Here is a 14,485-nt window from a genome sequence, read left to right on the forward strand (position 1 = left end):
ATTGAAATGGCAAAAGGCAAGTTTGAACGTACCAAGCCGCACGTGAACGTGGGCACGATTGGTCACGTTGACCATGGCAAGACGACGCTGACGGCCGCGATCGCGACCGTGCTGTCGAAGAAGTTCGGCGGCGAAGCCAAGGCGTACGACCAGATCGACGCGGCGCCGGAAGAGAAGGCGCGTGGCATCACGATCAACACCGCGCACGTCGAGTACGAGACGGCCAACCGCCACTACGCGCACGTTGACTGCCCGGGCCACGCTGACTATGTGAAGAACATGATCACGGGCGCGGCGCAGATGGACGGCGCGATCCTGGTGTGCTCGGCCGCTGACGGCCCGATGCCCCAGACCCGCGAGCACATCCTGCTGGCGCGTCAGGTGGGTGTGAAGTTCATCATCGTCTTCCTGAACAAGTGCGACATGGTGGACGACGCCGAGCTGCTGGAGCTGGTGGAGATGGAAGTCCGCGAGCTACTGAGCAAGTACGACTTCCCGGGCGACGACACGCCGATCATCAAGGGTTCGGCCAAGCTGGCGCTGGAAGGCGACACGGGCGATCTGGGCGAGCAGGCCATCATGCGCCTGGCTGACGCGCTGGACACGTACATCCCCCAGCCTGACCGTGCCGTTGACGGCGCGTTCCTGCTGCCGGTGGAAGACGTGTTCTCGATCTCGGGCCGCGGCACCGTGGTGACGGGTCGTGTCGAGCGCGGCATCATCAAGGTCGGCGAGGAAATCGAGATCGTCGGTATCCGCGAAGTCCAGAAGACGACCGTGACCGGCGTGGAAATGTTCCGCAAGCTGCTGGACCAGGGTCAAGCCGGCGACAACGTCGGTATCCTGCTGCGCGGCACCAAGCGTGAAGACGTCGAGCGCGGCCAGGTGCTGGCCAAGCCCGGCTCGATCAAGCCGCACACCCACTTCACCGCTGAGATCTATGTTCTGAGCAAGGAAGAGGGCGGCCGTCACACCCCGTTCTTCAACAACTACCGTCCCCAGTTCTACTTCCGCACGACGGACGTGACTGGCGCCGTGGAGCTGCCGAAGGACAAGGAAATGGTCATGCCTGGCGACAACGTCAGCATCACCGTGAAGCTGATCGCTCCGATCGCCATGGAGCAGGGTCTGCGCTTCGCCATCCGTGAAGGCGGTCGTACCGTCGGCTCGGGCGTCGTGGCCACCATCATCGAGTAAATCTTTTGCTGGTACCCGCCGGGTACCGGTGAGGCGCGCCACCCGTTTCGGCGGGCGGCGAGTCCCGAACTCGGCGGCGCCATCGCTGCCTCCGCGATGCTTCGCGCATCGCGTCGCTCTTTGAAGGAAAAGTCATGTCTACCAAGCAAAAGATCCGCATCCGGCTGAAGGCCTTCGATTACAAGCTGATCGACCAATCGGCTCTGGAAATCGTGGAAACAGCCAAGCGCACCGGCGCGATCGTCAAGGGTCCCGTGCCCCTGCCGACGCGCAAGGAACGTTTCGACATCCTGCGTTCGCCGCACGTCAACAAGACGTCGCGCGACCAGTTTGAAATCCGCACCCACCAGCGTCTGATGGACATCGTCGATCCGACCGACAAGACGGTCGACGCGCTGATGAAGCTGGACCTGCCGGCCGGCGTGGACGTCGAGATCAAGCTGCAGTGATGCGGCTGGGCGCTGGAGTGATCCAGCTGCTCTCTGGAAGGCGACCTTCGGGTCGCCTTTTTCTTTGGCGCAGCTGGCGCGCTGCTTGCGGTGCGGTCAGGGTTGGCGCTATACTCCGCAGCTTTTCCGCGCCGGGATTTCCGGGTGCGGTTTCGTCGCATCGCCGTCGAAGGGTCTGGGGCCTTTACCCCTGGTCTCATCGAAGGAGCGGTGCTTGTCGGCCCGGCCAATCGATGTCGGGTGTGTGAAATGACTTCAGGTGCACGGCGGTGTCTCCGTCGGTGCGTTCGGGGTCAGGAGAAAACCATGAGTCTTAGCAATCGTCTCGGATTGCTGGGCCGCAAGGTGGGCATGATGCGTGTGTTCACGGTCGACGGTGATACCGTCCCCGTGACCGTGCTGGACGTGTCCAACAACCGCGTGACCCAGATCAAGACCGAAGAAACCGACGGCTACAGCGCCATCCAAGTGACCTACGGCGCGCGCAAGGCGTCCCGTGTCACGAAGCCGCAAGCGGGTCACCTCGCCAAGGCTGGTGTTGAAGCCGGTGAAATCATCAAAGAATTCCGCGTGGATGCTGCGGTCGCCGCCGAATACAAGGCTGGCGCGCAAGTCCCCGTGACGCTGTTCGCCGCCGGCCAACTGGTCGATGTGCAGGGCACGTCGATCGGTAAGGGCTTCGCAGGCACCATCAAGCGCCACAACTTCGGTTCGCAGCGCGCTTCGCACGGTAACAGCCGCTCGCACAATGTTCCGGGCTCCATCTCGATGGCGCAGGATCCGGGCCGGGTGTTCCCGGGCAAGAAGATGTCGGGCCACCTCGGCGACGTCACCGTGACCGTCCAGAATCTGGATGTGGTCCGTATCGACGAAGCCCGCCAGCTGGTTCTGGTCCGTGGTGCGGTTCCTGGCGCGAAGGAAGGATTCGTCGTGATCCATCCGGCCGTCAAGGTCAAGGCCAAGAAGGGAGCCAACTGATGCAACTCGAGCTCCTGAATGAGCAGGGTCAGGCGACGTCGAAAGTCGACGCCCCCGACACCCTTTTCGCTCGTGATTACAACGAAGCCCTGGTGCACCAGGTGGTCGTGGCCTATCAGGCCAACGCCCGCCAAGGCACTCGCGCCCAGCTGACCCGCGCTGAAGTCCGTCACTCGACGAAGAAGCCGTTCCGTCAAAAGGGCACCGGCAACGCGCGTGCTGGTATGACCTCCTCGCCGCTGTGGCGTGGGGGCGGTCGCATCTTCCCGAACAAGCCCGACGAGAACTTCTCGCACAAGCTGAACAAGAAGATGTACCGCGCTGGCATGGCTGCGATCCTGTCGCAACTGGCACGTGAAGGTCGTCTGGCTGTGGTGGACTCGATCTCGATCGAAGCCCCGAAGACCAAGCTGCTGGCCGCCAAGCTCAAGGGCATGGGTCTGAATCACGTCATGGTGATCTCCGACCAGGTGGACGACAACCTGCTGCTCGCTTCGCGTAATCTGCCGAACGTGCTGGTCGTTGAGCCGCGTTACGTCGATCCGCTGTCGCTGGTCTTCTACAAGAAGGTCCTGGTGACGAAGGCTGCGATCGAGCAACTGAAGGAGATGCTGGCATGAGCGCGCCCAAGTTTGCTGATGGCCGTCTGGCCAAGGTGCTGCTCGCTCCGATCGTGTCCGAGAAGGCCACGATGGCTGGTGAAAAGCACAACCAAGTCCTGTTCAAGGTCTTGCGCGACGCGACGAAGCTCGAGATCAAGGCCGCTGTTGAACTGATGTTCAAGGTCGAGGTCGATGCGGTGAACGTCGTCAACGTCAAGGGCAAGACCAAGCGCTTCGGCGGTCGTCAAGGCCGTCGCGACCACGTCAAGAAGGCGTATGTGTCGCTGAAGGCTGGCCAGGAGCTCAACTTCTCCGGGGAGGCTGCGTAATGGCCGTCGTTAAAGTCAAGCCGACTTCGCCTGGCCGTCGTGGCGTGGTGAAGGTGGTGCACAAGCACCTGCACAAGGGCGCTCCCGAGGCTTCGCTGCTCGAGCCCCAGAAGCAGAACTCTGGCCGTAACAACAACGGTCACATCACGGTGCGCCACAAGGGTGGTGGTCACAAGCACCACTACCGCGTGGTCGACTTCCGTCGCAACAAGGATGGCATCCCGGCGAAGGTCGAGCGCATCGAGTACGACCCGAACCGCACGGCCCATATCGCCCTGGTGTGCTATGCCGATGGTGAGCGTCGCTACATCATTGCCCCGCGCAATCTGGAAGTCGGTTCGACGATCCTGAGCGGCGCTGAAGCTCCGATCAAGGTTGGCAACACCCTGCCGATCCGCAACATCCCCGTGGGTTCGACGATCCATTGCGTGGAACTGCTGCCGAGCAAGGGTGCCCAGATCGCCCGCTCCGCCGGTACCTCCGTGGTGCTGATGGCGCGTGATGGTTCGTACGCTCAGATCCGTCTGCGTTCCGGCGAAGTCCGCCGCGTGCACATCGACTGCCGCGCCACCATCGGTGAAGTGAGCAACGAAGAGCACAGCCTGCGCCAGTACGGCAAGGCCGGCGCCATCCGCTGGAAGGGTATCCGCCCGACCGTGCGTGGTACCGCCATGAACCCGGTCGACCACCCGCACGGTGGTGGTGAGGGTCGTACGGGTGAAGGTCAGGCCCCTGTGTCGCCGTGGAACACCCTGACGAAGGGCTACCGCACTCGCAACAACAAGCGCACGCAGACTTTCATCGTCTCGCGTCGCAAGAAGTAAGGGGTAGACCAACATGGCTCGTTCCCTCAAGAAGGGTCCCTTCGTGGACCATCACCTGATGGCCAAGGTCGACAAGGCCGTTGCCATCAAGGACAAGAAGCCCATCAAGACCTGGTCGCGTCGCTCGACGATCCTGCCCGAGTTCATCGGTCTGACGATCGCCGTGCACAACGGCAAGCAGCACGTGCCGGTCTATGTGTCGGACCAGATGGTCGGTCACAAGCTGGGTGAGTTCGCTCTGACCCGCACCTTCAAAGGCCACCCGGCCGACAAGAAGGCCGGCAAGAAGTAAGGATGACGACGATGGAAACCAAAGCAATCGTTCGTGGCGTCCGCCTGTCGTTTGATAAGGGCCGCCTCGTGGCGGACCTGATCCGCGGCAAGAAGGTGGATCAAGCGCTGAACATCCTCGAGTTCACCCAGAAGAAGGCCGCGCTGATCATCAAGAAGGCGCTGGAATCGGCGATCGCCAATGCCGAGCACAACGACGGTGCCGACATTGACGAGCTGAAGGTCACTTCGATCTACGTGGAGCAGGGCACCACGCTGAAGCGGTTCTCCGCGCGCGCCAAGGGCCGCGGCAATCGCATCAGCAAGCCGACCTGCCATATCTACGTGACCGTCGGCCACTGAGCCTGAAGGAAGACTATGGGACAGAAAATTCATCCGACTGGCTTCCGCCTGCCCGTCACCCGTAACTGGGCGTCGCGCTGGTACGCGAACAACCAGAACTTCGCCAGCATGCTGGCCGAAGATCTGCAAGTCCGCGAGTTCCTGAAGGCCAAGCTGAAGAACGCCGCCGTTTCGCGCATTCTGATCGAGCGTCCTGCGAAGAACGCTCGCATCACGATCTTCTCGGCCCGTCCGGGCGTGGTGATCGGCAAGAAGGGCGAGGACATCGAGAACCTGAAGGCCGAACTGACCAAGCGTCTGGGCGTGCCTGTCGCGGTCAACATCGAAGAAGTGCGCAAGCCCGAAATCGATGCCCAACTGATCGCCGACTCGATCACCCAGCAGCTGGAAAAGCGCATCATGTTCCGTCGCGCCATGAAGCGCGCGATGCAGAACGCGATGCGCCTCGGCGCGCAGGGCATCAAGATCATGTCCGCTGGCCGTCTGAACGGCATCGAAATCGCTCGTACCGAGTGGTATCGCGAAGGTCGTGTGCCTCTGCACACCCTGAAGGCTGACATCGATTACGGCTTCTCCGAAGCCAAGACCACCTACGGCGTGATCGGCGTCAAGGTGTGGGTGTACCGCGGTGACCGCCTGGCCAATGGCGAGGCCCCCGTGATCAACACCCCCCCGGGTGCCGAAGATGATCGTCGTCCCCGTCGCAATGCCCGTCCGGGCGCGCCGGGTGGCCGTGGTCGTGGCGACAAGCCTGCCGAAGGCGGCGACAAGCCTGCTGCGAAGCGTGTGGTGCGCAAGCCCGCCGCTGACGGCGGCCAGGCGTAAGGAGAACTCAACATGCTGCAACCCGCTCGTCGCAAATACCGCAAGGAGCAAAAGGGCCGCAACACTGGTGTTGCTACCCGCGGCGCGACCGTCGCTTTCGGTGACTTCGGCCTGAAGGCCACCGAGCGTGGCCGTATCACGGCTCGTCAGATCGAAGCGGCTCGCCGCGCCATCTCGCGTCACATCAAGCGCGGTGGCCGGATCTTCATCCGCATCTTCCCGGACAAGCCGATCTCGCAAAAGCCTGCCGAAGTCCGTATGGGTAACGGTAAGGGTAACCCGGAGTACTACGTGGCTGAGATCCAGCCCGGCAAGGTGCTCTACGAGATCAACGGCGTGCCCGAGGCTCTGGCGCGCGAGGCGTTCACGCTGGCCGCTGCCAAGCTGCCCCTGCGCTGCACCTTCGTGGCCCGCCAGCTCGGCGCCTGATTGGAGAACACCCCATGAAAGCATCTGAACTGCGCGCGAAAGACGTGGCTGCCCTGAAGAAGGAAGTCACTGATCTGCTGAAGGCCCACTTTGGTCTGCGCATGCAAAAGGCGACGCAACAACTGACCAACACCTCGGTGCTGGGCAACACGCGTCGTGACATCGCCCGCGCCAAGACCATTCTGGCCGAGAAGAAGGGAGCCGCGAAATGACGCAAGCTCAAGAGAAGAACACCCGCACCCTGATCGGTCGCGTCGTCAGCGACAAGCGCGCCAAGACGATCACCGTGCTGGTTGAGCGCCGTGCGAAGCACGAGCTCTACGGCAAGATCGTGGCCCGTTCCCGCAAGTACCACGCCCATGACGAAAATGGCGAGTACAAGATGGGCGACGTGGTCGAGATCGCCGAAGGCCGTCCGCTGTCGAAGACCAAGAGCTGGGTTGTGACCCGCCTGGTCCAGAAGGCTCAGTTGGTCTGATCGCCGATGTCGCGCGCTGAGCGCGACGTGTGCCTGGAGCGGGTGACCGCTCCGTGTGCGCAAATGGCTGGAACATCGGTATTCCCGGTGTCCAGCCATTTTTCATTTTTCGCGGCACACTCTGCCGCATTCATCAACCGACAACAGAATCAGGAGTGCGACATGCTGAAAGTGGGCGATCGACTGCCAACTGGCAATCTGCAGGAATTCATCGAGGTGGAGGGTGGGGGGTGCTCGCTTGGCCCGAACAGCTTCGACATCGAGAAGCTGACTGCGGGGAAGACCGTGGCGATCTTCGCGCTGCCTGGCGCGTTCACGCCGACCTGTTCCGCGCAGCATGTCCCGGGCTACGTCGCTCAAGCTGAAGCGCTCAAGGCAGCTGGCGTGGACGAGATCTGGTGCGTGTCTGTCAACGATGCGTTCGTGATGGGCGCCTGGGGCCGTGAGCAGAAGACCGCTGGCAAGGTGCGCATGATGGCCGACGGCAGTGCCACGTTCACTCAGGCCATTGGTTTGACGCTGGATCTGGCCGCTCGAGGCATGGGTCTTCGCTCGCAGCGCTACTCGATGCTGGTCCGGGACGGCGTGGTGAAGAGCCTCAACATCGAGGCCCCTGGCAAGTTCGAAGTCAGTGACGCCGGAACGTTGCTCAAGCAGGCGCAGTCGCTCTGAGTAGAGCAACAGCAGTTGACAGTCGGATTGTGCTTGCTGCATAATCCGCAGCTTCGCCGAATGGTGGCTCCGTCGCTCGACGGGTTCTGTGGCCAGCTCACAGGGCAGCCGCCTTCGGTTCTAGGTTTCTTGCCCATTTAGGCCAGACGCGGGTCGCCGCAAGGTGACAGGTGATTGGCTTACGGGCCCAAGACTGACCGCTCTCTGGATGGCTGCGATGGTCGCAGTTGCCTGAGCGGGAAAAGTTGGGGACAGACATGATCCAAATGCAATCGCGACTCGACGTCGCGGACAACACTGGCGCCAAGTCCGTCATGTGCATCAAGGTGCTTGGTGGTTCCAAGCGTCGTTATGCCCATATTGGCGACATCATCAAGGTCAGCATCAAGGAAGCTGCGCCGCGTGGCCGCGTCAAAAAGGGCGAGGTTTACAACGCGGTGGTCGTGCGCACTGCCAAGGGTGTGCGCCGCCAAGACGGCTCCCTGGTCAAGTTCGACGGCAATGCCGCCGTGCTGCTGAACGCCAAGCTGGAGCCCATCGGCACCCGCATCTTCGGCCCGGTCACGCGTGAACTGCGTACCGAGCGCTTCATGAAGATCGTGTCGCTGGCGCCTGAGGTGCTCTAAGCCCCGCTCAGACAAAGGTATTGCCATGAACAAGATTCGCACAGGCGACGAGATCATCGTCCTGACCGGCCGCGACAAGGGTAAGCGCGGCACCGTGACGCTGCGCGTGGACGCTGACCACGTCGTGATCGACGGCATCAACGTCGTCAAGAAGCACGTCAAGCCGAACCCGCTGAAGGGCACGACTGGCGGCATCGTCGACAAGTCCATGCCCATCCATCAATCCAACGTGGCGATCTTCAACGCCGCTTCCGGCAAGGCCGATCGCGTGGGCATCAAGCTCGGCGCCGACGGCAAGCGGGTGCGCGTGTTCAAGTCGACCGGCGAAGAGATCAAGGCCTAAGGGGTAAGACATGGCTCGTTTGCAAGAGTTCTATCGCGAGAAGGTCGTCCCCGGTCTGACCGAGAAGTTCGGCTACAAGTCCGTGATGGAAGTGCCGCGCATCACCAAGATCACGCTGAACATGGGCGTGAGCGAGGCGGTCGCTGACAAGAAGGTCATGGACCACGCCGTGGGCGACCTGACCAAGATCGCTGGCCAGAAGCCCGTGGTGACGAAGTCGAAGAAGGCGATCGCCGGCTTCAAGATTCGTGACGGCGTGCCTATCGGCTGCATGGTGACCCTGCGTGGCGCCACGATGTACGAATTCCTGGATCGTTTCGTGACCGTGGCCCTGCCGCGCGTGCGTGACTTCCGCGGTATCTCGGGTCGCTCGTTCGACGGTCGCGGCAACTACAACATCGGCGTCAAGGAACAGATCATCTTCCCCGAAATCGAATACGACAAGGTGGATGCTCTGCGTGGTCTGAACATCAGCATCACGACGACGGCCAAGACGGACGACGAAGCCAAGGCACTCCTGGCTGCGTTCAAGTTCCCGTTCAAGAACTGAGGTGACCCGTGGCAAAACTCTCGATCAAGCAACGTGAGCTGAAGCGCGCCCAACTGGTCGCCAAGTACGCGAAGAAGTACGCGGAACTGAAGGCCATCATCGACGACAGCAAGAAGTCGGACGAAGAGCGCTATCTGGCCCGTCTGGAGCTGCAGAAGCTGCCCCGCAACGCCAACCCGACCCGCCAGCGTAACCGCTGCGAGCTGACCGGCCGCCCCCGTGGCACGTTCCGCAAGTTCGGCCTGGCACGTAACAAGATTCGTGAGCTGGCCTTCAAGGGCGACATCCCCGGTGTCGTCAAGGCCAGCTGGTAATCGGCAGGTTTAGGAGATTTCGTATGAGCATGAGTGATCCTATCGCCGATATGCTGACCCGCATTCGCAACGCCCAGAGCGTTGAGAAGGCCAGCGTCGTGATGCCTTCTTCGAAGCTGAAGGTCGCGATCGCCAAGGTCCTGAAGGATGAAGGCTATATCGACGATTTCGCGGTGCGCGGCGACGCTGCCCGTCCCGAGCTCGAGATCGCGCTGAAGTATTACGCCGGCCGTCCGGTGATCGAGCGCATCGAGCGCGTGAGCCGTCCCGGCCTGCGCATCTACAAGGGCCGCCACGATATTCCCCAGGTCATGAATGGCCTGGGTGTGGCGATCGTCACCACCCCGAAGGGCGTGATGACCGACCGCAAAGCACGTCAAGCCGGTGTCGGCGGCGAAGTGCTCTGCTACGTCGCATAAGCCAAGGAGAGACAGACAATGTCCCGCGTTGGAAAAATGCCGGTCGTCCTCCCGCAAGGCGTGGAAGTGACGATCAGCGCTGAGAAGATCAGCGTCAAGGGAGCCCAAGGCACCCTGTTCGTGGCCGTGAACCCGCTGGTTACGGTCAAGCTCGAAGGCGGCAAGCTGACGTTCGTCTCCGTCAACGAATCGGCGGAAGCCGATGCGATGAGCGGCACGATGCGCGCTTTGCTGGCCAACATGGTCAACGGCGTCAGCAAGGGCTTCGAAAAGAAGCTGAACCTGGTCGGCGTGGGTTTCCGCGCCCAAGCCCAGGGCCAGAAGCTGAACCTGCAGATCGGGTTCTCCCACCCGGTCGTCAAGGACATGCCGGCTGGCATCAAGGTCGAATGCCCGACCCAGACGGAAATCCTGATCAAGGGTGCCGATCGCCAGGTCGTCGGTCAGATCGCCGCTGAAGTGCGCGCGATCCGTCCGCCGGAGCCCTACAAGGGCAAGGGCATCCGCTACGCCGACGAAAAGGTCTCCCTCAAAGAGACCAAGAAGAAGTAAGGAGCCGCGCCATGCTGAACAAGAAGGAACAACGCCTGCGTCGTTCGCGTCAAACGCGTGCTCGCATCGCCCTGCAGCGCGTGGCCCGTCTGACGGTCTTCCGCTCGAACCTGCATATCTACGCCTCGGTAATTTCCGAAGACGGCCAGCGCGTGCTGGCTGCCGCTTCGACCGCCGAGAAGGAAGTGCGCACGCAGCTGTCCGGCAAGGGTGGCAACGTGGCCGCCGCAAGCCTGATCGGCAAGCGCATCGCCGAGAAGGCGAAGGCCGCTGGCGTCGAGAAGGTGGCTTTCGACCGTTCGGGCTTCGCTTACCACGGCCGTGTCAAGGCCCTGGCTGAAGCCGCTCGCGAAGCCGGCCTGCAGTTCTGACGCTCAAAGGATTAGGAAATGGCAAAGTTTCAACCCCGCGCTCAGACCGAAGGCAACGACGACGGCCTGAAGGAAAAGATGATTGCGGTCAACCGCGTCACGAAGGTTGTGAAGGGCGGCCGCACGCTGTCCTTCGCTGCGCTGACCGTGGTCGGTGACGGCGATGGCCGCATCGGCATGGGCAAGGGCAAGGCCAAGGAAGTTCCGGTCGCCGTGCAAAAGGCGATGGAATCGGCCCGCCGCAACATGGTCAAGGTTCAGCTGCGCAACGGCACCATCCAGCACAACGTGGTGGGTGAGCACGGTGCAGCGCACGTGATCATGGCTCCGGCTCCGGCTGGTACTGGCGTCATTGCCGGCGGCCCGATGCGCGCTGTCTTCGAAGTGATGGGTGTGACCGACATCGTGACCAAGAGCCACGGTTCGACCAACCCCTACAACATGGTTCGTGCCACGCTGGACGCGCTCAAGCGCTGCTCCACGCCTGCCCAAGTGGCGGCCAAGCGCGGCAAGACGGTTGAAGAAATCTTCAACTGAGCGCCAGGAGATCGAGATGTCTGAAAAGAAAACGCTCACGGTCAAGCTGGTCCGCAGCCCGATCGGCTGCCGCGCGGATCACCGCGCGACGGTGGTCGGCCTGGGTCTTCGCAAGCTGAACAGCACGAAGACGCTGGAAGACACGCCGGCGGTCCGCGGCATGATCAACAAGATCGCCTACCTGGTGCAGGTGCTGTAAGCACGGCATCGACGAGGAACACAAGATGCAACTCAATACCATCAAGCCCGCCGCTGGTGCCAAGCACGCCAAGCGTCGCGTGGGCCGTGGCATCGGCTCCGGTCTGGGTAAGACCGCTGGCCGTGGCCACAAGGGGCAGAAGTCGCGTGCCGGTGGCTTCCACAAGGTCGGCTTCGAAGGCGGTCAAATGCCGCTGCAACGTCGCCTGCCCAAGCGTGGTTTCAAGTCGCTGGCTCGTCCGTTCAATGCGGAAGTGACGCTGTCGGAACTGAACCTGCTGACCAGCGAAGAGATCGACCTGCTGACGCTGAAGGCTGTCGGCCTGGTGTCCGAGCTGGCCAAGTCTGTCAAGGTCATCAAGTCCGGCGAAATCACCCGCAAGGTGAGCATCAAGGGTCTGGGCGTGACGGCGGGCGCGAAGGCGGCGATCGAAGCCGCCGGCGGCTCGGTCGCTTGATCAGCCAAGCACAGGACTAGGCAGCAGTGGCAAGCAACGCATCACAGTTGGCCAAGAGCGGCAAGTTCGGCGACCTGCGTCGCCGCCTTGTGTTCCTGGTGCTCGCGCTGGTCGTCTACCGCGTCGGGGCTCATATCCCCGTGCCCGGCATCGATCCGACGCAGCTCCAGCAGCTGTTCAAGGGTCAGCAGGGCGGGATCCTGAGCCTGTTCAACATGTTCTCGGGCGGTGCGCTGTCGCGCTTCACCGTCTTCGCGCTGGGCATCATGCCCTACATCTCGGCCTCTATCGTCATGCAGTTGATGACGTATGTGGTGCCGAGTCTGGAAGCGCTGAAGAAGGAGGGCGAGGCTGGGCGTCGCAAGATCACGCAATACACCCGCTACGGCACGTTGGGCCTGGCAATCTTCCAGAGCTTGAGCATTGCTTTCGCGCTGGAAAGTTCGCCTGGTCTGGTGTTGAGCCCTGGCTTCGGCTTCCGCATCACTGCGGTGACGAGCCTGGTGGCTGGCACCATGTTCCTGATGTGGCTGGGTGAGCAGATCACCGAGCGTGGACTGGGCAATGGCATCTCGATCCTGATCTTCGGTGGCATCGCTGCGGGTCTGCCGGGCGCCATTGGTGGTCTGCTCGAGCTGGTTCGCACCGGCGCGATGAGCGTGATCTCTTGCCTGCTGGTGATCGCGATCGTCATCGGCGTGACCTACCTGGTCGTGTTCGTTGAGCGTGGCCAACGCAAGATCTTGGTCAACTATGCCAAACGGCAGGTCGGCAACAAGGTCTACGGCGGCCAGAGCTCGCATCTGCCGCTGAAGCTGAACATGTCGGGTGTGATCCCGCCGATCTTCGCGTCGTCGATCATCCTGCTGCCCACCACGCTGGTGAGCTGGTTTGCGACCGGTGACAGCATGCGCTGGTTGAAGGACATCTCGGATGCGCTGCGTCCGGGACAACCGATCTATGTGCTGCTTTATTCGGCCGCGATCGTGTTCTTCTGCTTCTTCTATACGGCGCTGGTGTTCAACAGCCGTGAGACCGCAGACAACCTGAAGAAGAGCGGTGCGTTCATCCCCGGGATTCGTCCCGGTGACCAGACGGCTCGACACATTGACAAGATCCTGTCCCGGCTGACGCTGGCGGGTGCGGTGTACATCACCGGCGTGTGTCTGCTGCCTGAGTTCCTGACGCTGAAGTACAACGTCCCGTTCTACTTCGGTGGCACCTCGCTGTTGATCATCGTGGTCGTCACGATGGACTTCTGGGCCCAGGTCCAGTCCTACGTGATGAGCCAGCAGTACGAGTCGCTGCTGAAGAAGGCCAGTTTCAAGGCCAACTGAAGGCGCACCAGGCAAACAGAATATTGGATCCAATTTGGCAATTGCGAAGGTATGGCGAAAGATGACGTCATTCAGATGCAAGGGGAGATTCTGGAGAACCTCCCTAACGCAACCTTCCGAGTCAAGCTGGAAAACAGTCACGTCGTTCTCGGTCATATCTCCGGGAAAATGCGGATGCACTACATCCGCATACTTCCCGGCGACAAGGTGACCGTTGAATTGACGCCGTACGATTTGAGTCGTGCTCGCATCGTGTTCCGGGCGAAGTGAGCTTTTTAGCAACCCCCGGATCAACGCTGATTGAGCGAACAGAGTAGGTCAAGGAGCAGACCATGAAAGTTTCGGCATCTGTCAAGAAGATGTGCCGCAATTGCAAGATCATCCGTCGTAATGGCGTGGTGCGTGTGATCTGTACCGATCCGCGGCACAAGCAGCGCCAAGGCTGATTGGCCTAACGACTGCAAGCGAATTAGAGGACGCACATGGCACGTATTGCTGGTATCAACATTCCGCCGCACAAGCACACCGAGATCGGTCTGACCTCGATCTACGGCATTGGCCGTACGACCGCGCAGAAGATCTGCAACAGCTGCGGCATTCCGCTGGACAAGAAGGTCAAGGACCTGAACGACTCCGATCTGGAAAAGATCCGTGAGGAAGTCGGCCGTCTGACCATCGAGGGCGACCTGCGCCGCGAGATGTCCATCAACATCAAGCGCCTGATGGACCTGGGTTGCTATCGTGGCTTCCGCCATCGCCGCGGCCTGCCGGTGCGCGGCCAGCGTACCCGCACGAATGCCCGTACCCGCAAGGGTCCGCGCAAGTCGGCGGCGACCGGCAAGAAGTAATCCGCGGCAACTGAAGAAAGCTAACCATGGCAAAAGCACCCAATAACTCGGCTGCCCAGCGCGTTCGCAAGAAGGTTCGGAAGAACGTTGCCGACGGTATCGCCCACGTCCACGCTTCGTTCAACAACACCATCATCACGATCACTGATCGCCAAGGTGGTGCGCTGTCTTGGGCATCGTCGGGTGGCCAAGGCTTCAAGGGCTCGCGCAAGTCGACCCCCTTCGCGGCCCAGGTGGCTGCCGAAGTGGCTGGCCGCGCTGCTCAAGAGCAAGGCATCAAGAACCTGGACGTCAAGATCAAGGGCCCGGGCCCCGGTCGCGAATCGTCGGTGCGCGCTTTGGCTGCGCTCGGCATCCGCATCAACTCGATCTCTGACGTGACGCCGGTGCCGCACAACGGTTGCCGTCCGCAGAAGCGTCGCCGCATCTAAGCGGTGGTGCTGAACGGTCGCGATTAGTGCGATAATCTCCGGTTCGTTCAGAACATGCCGGCTGGCGCGCGAGTGCCAGCCGGCC

28 protein-coding genes are annotated in these 14,485 nt (G+C 61.7%); all 28 read left to right on the plus strand.

Features of this window, described 5'->3' with window-relative positions:
- Positions 1-6: 6 nt before the first annotated feature.
- Positions 7-1,197: an elongation factor Tu gene (gene tuf, locus AC1VNM_RS24595; protein WP_377158110.1), complete on the plus strand. Its 1,191-nt coding sequence runs from the start codon at positions 7-9 to the stop codon at positions 1,195-1,197.
- 134 nt (positions 1,198-1,331) lie between these two features.
- Positions 1,332-1,646: a 30S ribosomal protein S10 gene (rpsJ, locus tag AC1VNM_RS24600; RefSeq protein ID WP_067278868.1), complete on the plus strand. Its 315-nt coding sequence runs from the start codon at positions 1,332-1,334 to the stop codon at positions 1,644-1,646.
- Positions 1,647-1,952: 306 nt separating this feature from the next.
- Positions 1,953-2,624: a 50S ribosomal protein L3 gene (gene rplC / locus AC1VNM_RS24605; RefSeq protein ID WP_377158107.1), complete on the plus strand. Its 672-nt coding sequence runs from the start codon at positions 1,953-1,955 to the stop codon at positions 2,622-2,624.
- Positions 2,624-3,244 carry a 50S ribosomal protein L4 gene (rplD, locus tag AC1VNM_RS24610; RefSeq protein ID WP_377158106.1) on the plus strand — a complete coding sequence of 207 codons (621 nt, stop codon included), beginning with the start codon at positions 2,624-2,626 and terminating at the stop codon, positions 3,242-3,244. The genes rplC and rplD overlap by 1 nt, the downstream gene beginning before the upstream one ends.
- Positions 3,241-3,555 carry a 50S ribosomal protein L23 gene (gene rplW / locus AC1VNM_RS24615; RefSeq protein ID WP_377158104.1) on the plus strand — a complete coding sequence of 105 codons (315 nt, stop codon included), beginning with the start codon at positions 3,241-3,243 and terminating at the stop codon, positions 3,553-3,555. The genes rplD and rplW overlap by 4 nt, the downstream gene beginning before the upstream one ends.
- Positions 3,555-4,379, plus strand: a complete 825-nt coding sequence (gene rplB / locus AC1VNM_RS24620) for a 50S ribosomal protein L2 (RefSeq protein ID WP_377158102.1) — start codon at positions 3,555-3,557, stop codon at positions 4,377-4,379. The genes rplW and rplB overlap by 1 nt, the downstream gene beginning before the upstream one ends.
- Positions 4,380-4,392: 13 nt before the next feature.
- On the plus strand, positions 4,393-4,671 hold the full coding sequence (gene rpsS, locus AC1VNM_RS24625) for a 30S ribosomal protein S19 (RefSeq protein WP_058933599.1): 279 nt from the start codon (positions 4,393-4,395) through the stop codon (positions 4,669-4,671).
- A gap of 11 nt (positions 4,672-4,682) precedes the next feature.
- On the plus strand, positions 4,683-5,012 hold the full coding sequence (gene rplV, locus AC1VNM_RS24630) for a 50S ribosomal protein L22 (protein WP_067283213.1): 330 nt from the start codon (positions 4,683-4,685) through the stop codon (positions 5,010-5,012).
- A gap of 15 nt (positions 5,013-5,027) precedes the next feature.
- Complete coding sequence (gene rpsC / locus AC1VNM_RS24635) at positions 5,028-5,837, plus strand: 30S ribosomal protein S3 (RefSeq protein ID WP_377158101.1); 810 nt, start codon at positions 5,028-5,030, stop codon at positions 5,835-5,837.
- A 12-nt stretch (positions 5,838-5,849) separates the two neighbouring features.
- Complete coding sequence (gene rplP / locus AC1VNM_RS24640; protein WP_297524278.1) at positions 5,850-6,266, plus strand: 50S ribosomal protein L16; 417 nt, start codon at positions 5,850-5,852, stop codon at positions 6,264-6,266.
- A gap of 14 nt (positions 6,267-6,280) precedes the next feature.
- The gene (rpmC, locus tag AC1VNM_RS24645; protein ID WP_088404614.1) at positions 6,281-6,478 is read left to right on the plus strand and encodes a 50S ribosomal protein L29; all 198 of its coding nucleotides are present in this window, start codon (positions 6,281-6,283) and stop codon (positions 6,476-6,478) included.
- Entirely contained in the window at positions 6,475-6,744 is a 270-nt protein-coding gene (gene rpsQ / locus AC1VNM_RS24650; protein WP_067278841.1) for a 30S ribosomal protein S17, read from the plus strand. The genes rpmC and rpsQ overlap by 4 nt, the downstream gene beginning before the upstream one ends.
- Before the next feature lie 162 nt (positions 6,745-6,906).
- Positions 6,907-7,416: a redoxin family protein gene (locus tag AC1VNM_RS24655; protein WP_483108653.1), complete on the plus strand. Its 510-nt coding sequence runs from the start codon at positions 6,907-6,909 to the stop codon at positions 7,414-7,416.
- 257 nt (positions 7,417-7,673) lie between these two features.
- Complete coding sequence (gene rplN, locus AC1VNM_RS24660) at positions 7,674-8,042, plus strand: 50S ribosomal protein L14 (RefSeq protein ID WP_058933605.1); 369 nt, start codon at positions 7,674-7,676, stop codon at positions 8,040-8,042.
- Positions 8,043-8,067: 25 nt separating this feature from the next.
- Positions 8,068-8,385 carry a 50S ribosomal protein L24 gene (gene rplX, locus AC1VNM_RS24665; protein WP_067278835.1) on the plus strand — a complete coding sequence of 106 codons (318 nt, stop codon included), beginning with the start codon at positions 8,068-8,070 and terminating at the stop codon, positions 8,383-8,385.
- A 10-nt stretch (positions 8,386-8,395) separates the two neighbouring features.
- Entirely contained in the window at positions 8,396-8,935 is a 540-nt protein-coding gene (rplE, locus tag AC1VNM_RS24670) for a 50S ribosomal protein L5 (protein WP_067278833.1), read from the plus strand.
- 8 nt (positions 8,936-8,943) lie between these two features.
- Positions 8,944-9,249, plus strand: a complete 306-nt coding sequence (gene rpsN, locus AC1VNM_RS24675) for a 30S ribosomal protein S14 (RefSeq protein WP_067065192.1) — start codon at positions 8,944-8,946, stop codon at positions 9,247-9,249.
- 23 nt (positions 9,250-9,272) lie between these two features.
- Complete coding sequence (rpsH, locus tag AC1VNM_RS24680) at positions 9,273-9,668, plus strand: 30S ribosomal protein S8 (protein WP_058933609.1); 396 nt, start codon at positions 9,273-9,275, stop codon at positions 9,666-9,668.
- An 18-nt stretch (positions 9,669-9,686) separates the two neighbouring features.
- Entirely contained in the window at positions 9,687-10,220 is a 534-nt protein-coding gene (gene rplF, locus AC1VNM_RS24685) for a 50S ribosomal protein L6 (RefSeq protein ID WP_377158097.1), read from the plus strand.
- 11 nt (positions 10,221-10,231) lie between these two features.
- Positions 10,232-10,591: a 50S ribosomal protein L18 gene (gene rplR, locus AC1VNM_RS24690; RefSeq protein WP_377158095.1), complete on the plus strand. Its 360-nt coding sequence runs from the start codon at positions 10,232-10,234 to the stop codon at positions 10,589-10,591.
- A gap of 18 nt (positions 10,592-10,609) precedes the next feature.
- Positions 10,610-11,128: a 30S ribosomal protein S5 gene (gene rpsE / locus AC1VNM_RS24695; protein WP_067278825.1), complete on the plus strand. Its 519-nt coding sequence runs from the start codon at positions 10,610-10,612 to the stop codon at positions 11,126-11,128.
- Between the two features lie 16 nt (positions 11,129-11,144).
- On the plus strand, positions 11,145-11,327 hold the full coding sequence (rpmD, locus tag AC1VNM_RS24700) for a 50S ribosomal protein L30 (RefSeq protein WP_088385516.1): 183 nt from the start codon (positions 11,145-11,147) through the stop codon (positions 11,325-11,327).
- A 25-nt stretch (positions 11,328-11,352) separates the two neighbouring features.
- On the plus strand, positions 11,353-11,784 hold the full coding sequence (rplO, locus tag AC1VNM_RS24705) for a 50S ribosomal protein L15 (protein ID WP_297524281.1): 432 nt from the start codon (positions 11,353-11,355) through the stop codon (positions 11,782-11,784).
- 26 nt (positions 11,785-11,810) lie between these two features.
- Positions 11,811-13,121, plus strand: coding sequence for a preprotein translocase subunit SecY (secY, locus tag AC1VNM_RS24710; protein WP_088404618.1), 1,311 nt, complete (start codon positions 11,811-11,813; stop codon positions 13,119-13,121).
- Between the two features lie 51 nt (positions 13,122-13,172).
- Positions 13,173-13,391 carry a translation initiation factor IF-1 gene (gene infA, locus AC1VNM_RS24715; protein WP_088404619.1) on the plus strand — a complete coding sequence of 73 codons (219 nt, stop codon included), beginning with the start codon at positions 13,173-13,175 and terminating at the stop codon, positions 13,389-13,391.
- A 62-nt stretch (positions 13,392-13,453) separates the two neighbouring features.
- Positions 13,454-13,567 carry a 50S ribosomal protein L36 gene (rpmJ, locus tag AC1VNM_RS24720; protein WP_058933616.1) on the plus strand — a complete coding sequence of 38 codons (114 nt, stop codon included), beginning with the start codon at positions 13,454-13,456 and terminating at the stop codon, positions 13,565-13,567.
- A 36-nt stretch (positions 13,568-13,603) separates the two neighbouring features.
- Complete coding sequence (gene rpsM / locus AC1VNM_RS24725; protein WP_088404620.1) at positions 13,604-13,969, plus strand: 30S ribosomal protein S13; 366 nt, start codon at positions 13,604-13,606, stop codon at positions 13,967-13,969.
- Between the two features lie 26 nt (positions 13,970-13,995).
- Entirely contained in the window at positions 13,996-14,400 is a 405-nt protein-coding gene (gene rpsK / locus AC1VNM_RS24730) for a 30S ribosomal protein S11 (protein ID WP_056194196.1), read from the plus strand.
- Positions 14,401-14,485 lie beyond the last annotated feature (85 nt).

The organism is Mitsuaria sp. MSU3D (genome assembly GCF_056867975.1).

Bases quoted from the DNA above. Each gene is read 5' to 3' on its own strand.
- rpsS (WP_058933599.1), top strand. From the start codon at position 4,393: ATGGCTCGTTCCCTCAAGAAGGGTCCCTTCGTGGACCATCACCTGATG.
- rplP (WP_297524278.1), top strand. From the start codon at position 5,850: ATGCTGCAACCCGCTCGTCGCAAATACCGCAAGGAGCAAAAGGGCCGC.
- rpsE (WP_067278825.1), top strand. From the start codon at position 10,610: ATGGCAAAGTTTCAACCCCGCGCTCAGACCGAAGGCAACGACGACGGC.
- rplW (WP_377158104.1), top strand. From the start codon at position 3,241: ATGAGCGCGCCCAAGTTTGCTGATGGCCGTCTGGCCAAGGTGCTGCTC.
- rplF (WP_377158097.1), top strand. From the start codon at position 9,687: ATGTCCCGCGTTGGAAAAATGCCGGTCGTCCTCCCGCAAGGCGTGGAA.
- rpmC (WP_088404614.1), top strand. From the start codon at position 6,281: ATGAAAGCATCTGAACTGCGCGCGAAAGACGTGGCTGCCCTGAAGAAG.
- rplD (WP_377158106.1), top strand. From the start codon at position 2,624: ATGCAACTCGAGCTCCTGAATGAGCAGGGTCAGGCGACGTCGAAAGTC.
- rpsQ (WP_067278841.1), top strand. From the start codon at position 6,475: ATGACGCAAGCTCAAGAGAAGAACACCCGCACCCTGATCGGTCGCGTC.
- rpmD (WP_088385516.1), top strand. From the start codon at position 11,145: ATGTCTGAAAAGAAAACGCTCACGGTCAAGCTGGTCCGCAGCCCGATC.
- rplC (WP_377158107.1), top strand. From the start codon at position 1,953: ATGAGTCTTAGCAATCGTCTCGGATTGCTGGGCCGCAAGGTGGGCATG.
- tuf (WP_377158110.1), top strand. From the start codon at position 7: ATGGCAAAAGGCAAGTTTGAACGTACCAAGCCGCACGTGAACGTGGGC.
- rplR (WP_377158095.1), top strand. From the start codon at position 10,232: ATGCTGAACAAGAAGGAACAACGCCTGCGTCGTTCGCGTCAAACGCGT.
- rpsC (WP_377158101.1), top strand. From the start codon at position 5,028: ATGGGACAGAAAATTCATCCGACTGGCTTCCGCCTGCCCGTCACCCGT.
- AC1VNM_RS24655 (WP_483108653.1), top strand. From the start codon at position 6,907: ATGCTGAAAGTGGGCGATCGACTGCCAACTGGCAATCTGCAGGAATTC.
- rpsH (WP_058933609.1), top strand. From the start codon at position 9,273: ATGAGCATGAGTGATCCTATCGCCGATATGCTGACCCGCATTCGCAAC.
- rpmJ (WP_058933616.1), top strand. From the start codon at position 13,454: ATGAAAGTTTCGGCATCTGTCAAGAAGATGTGCCGCAATTGCAAGATC.
- rplO (WP_297524281.1), top strand. From the start codon at position 11,353: ATGCAACTCAATACCATCAAGCCCGCCGCTGGTGCCAAGCACGCCAAG.
- rplV (WP_067283213.1), top strand. From the start codon at position 4,683: ATGGAAACCAAAGCAATCGTTCGTGGCGTCCGCCTGTCGTTTGATAAG.
- rplE (WP_067278833.1), top strand. From the start codon at position 8,396: ATGGCTCGTTTGCAAGAGTTCTATCGCGAGAAGGTCGTCCCCGGTCTG.
- rpsJ (WP_067278868.1), top strand. From the start codon at position 1,332: ATGTCTACCAAGCAAAAGATCCGCATCCGGCTGAAGGCCTTCGATTAC.
- infA (WP_088404619.1), top strand. From the start codon at position 13,173: ATGGCGAAAGATGACGTCATTCAGATGCAAGGGGAGATTCTGGAGAAC.
- rplX (WP_067278835.1), top strand. From the start codon at position 8,068: ATGAACAAGATTCGCACAGGCGACGAGATCATCGTCCTGACCGGCCGC.
- rplB (WP_377158102.1), top strand. From the start codon at position 3,555: ATGGCCGTCGTTAAAGTCAAGCCGACTTCGCCTGGCCGTCGTGGCGTG.
- rplN (WP_058933605.1), top strand. From the start codon at position 7,674: ATGATCCAAATGCAATCGCGACTCGACGTCGCGGACAACACTGGCGCC.
- rpsK (WP_056194196.1), top strand. From the start codon at position 13,996: ATGGCAAAAGCACCCAATAACTCGGCTGCCCAGCGCGTTCGCAAGAAG.
- rpsM (WP_088404620.1), top strand. From the start codon at position 13,604: ATGGCACGTATTGCTGGTATCAACATTCCGCCGCACAAGCACACCGAG.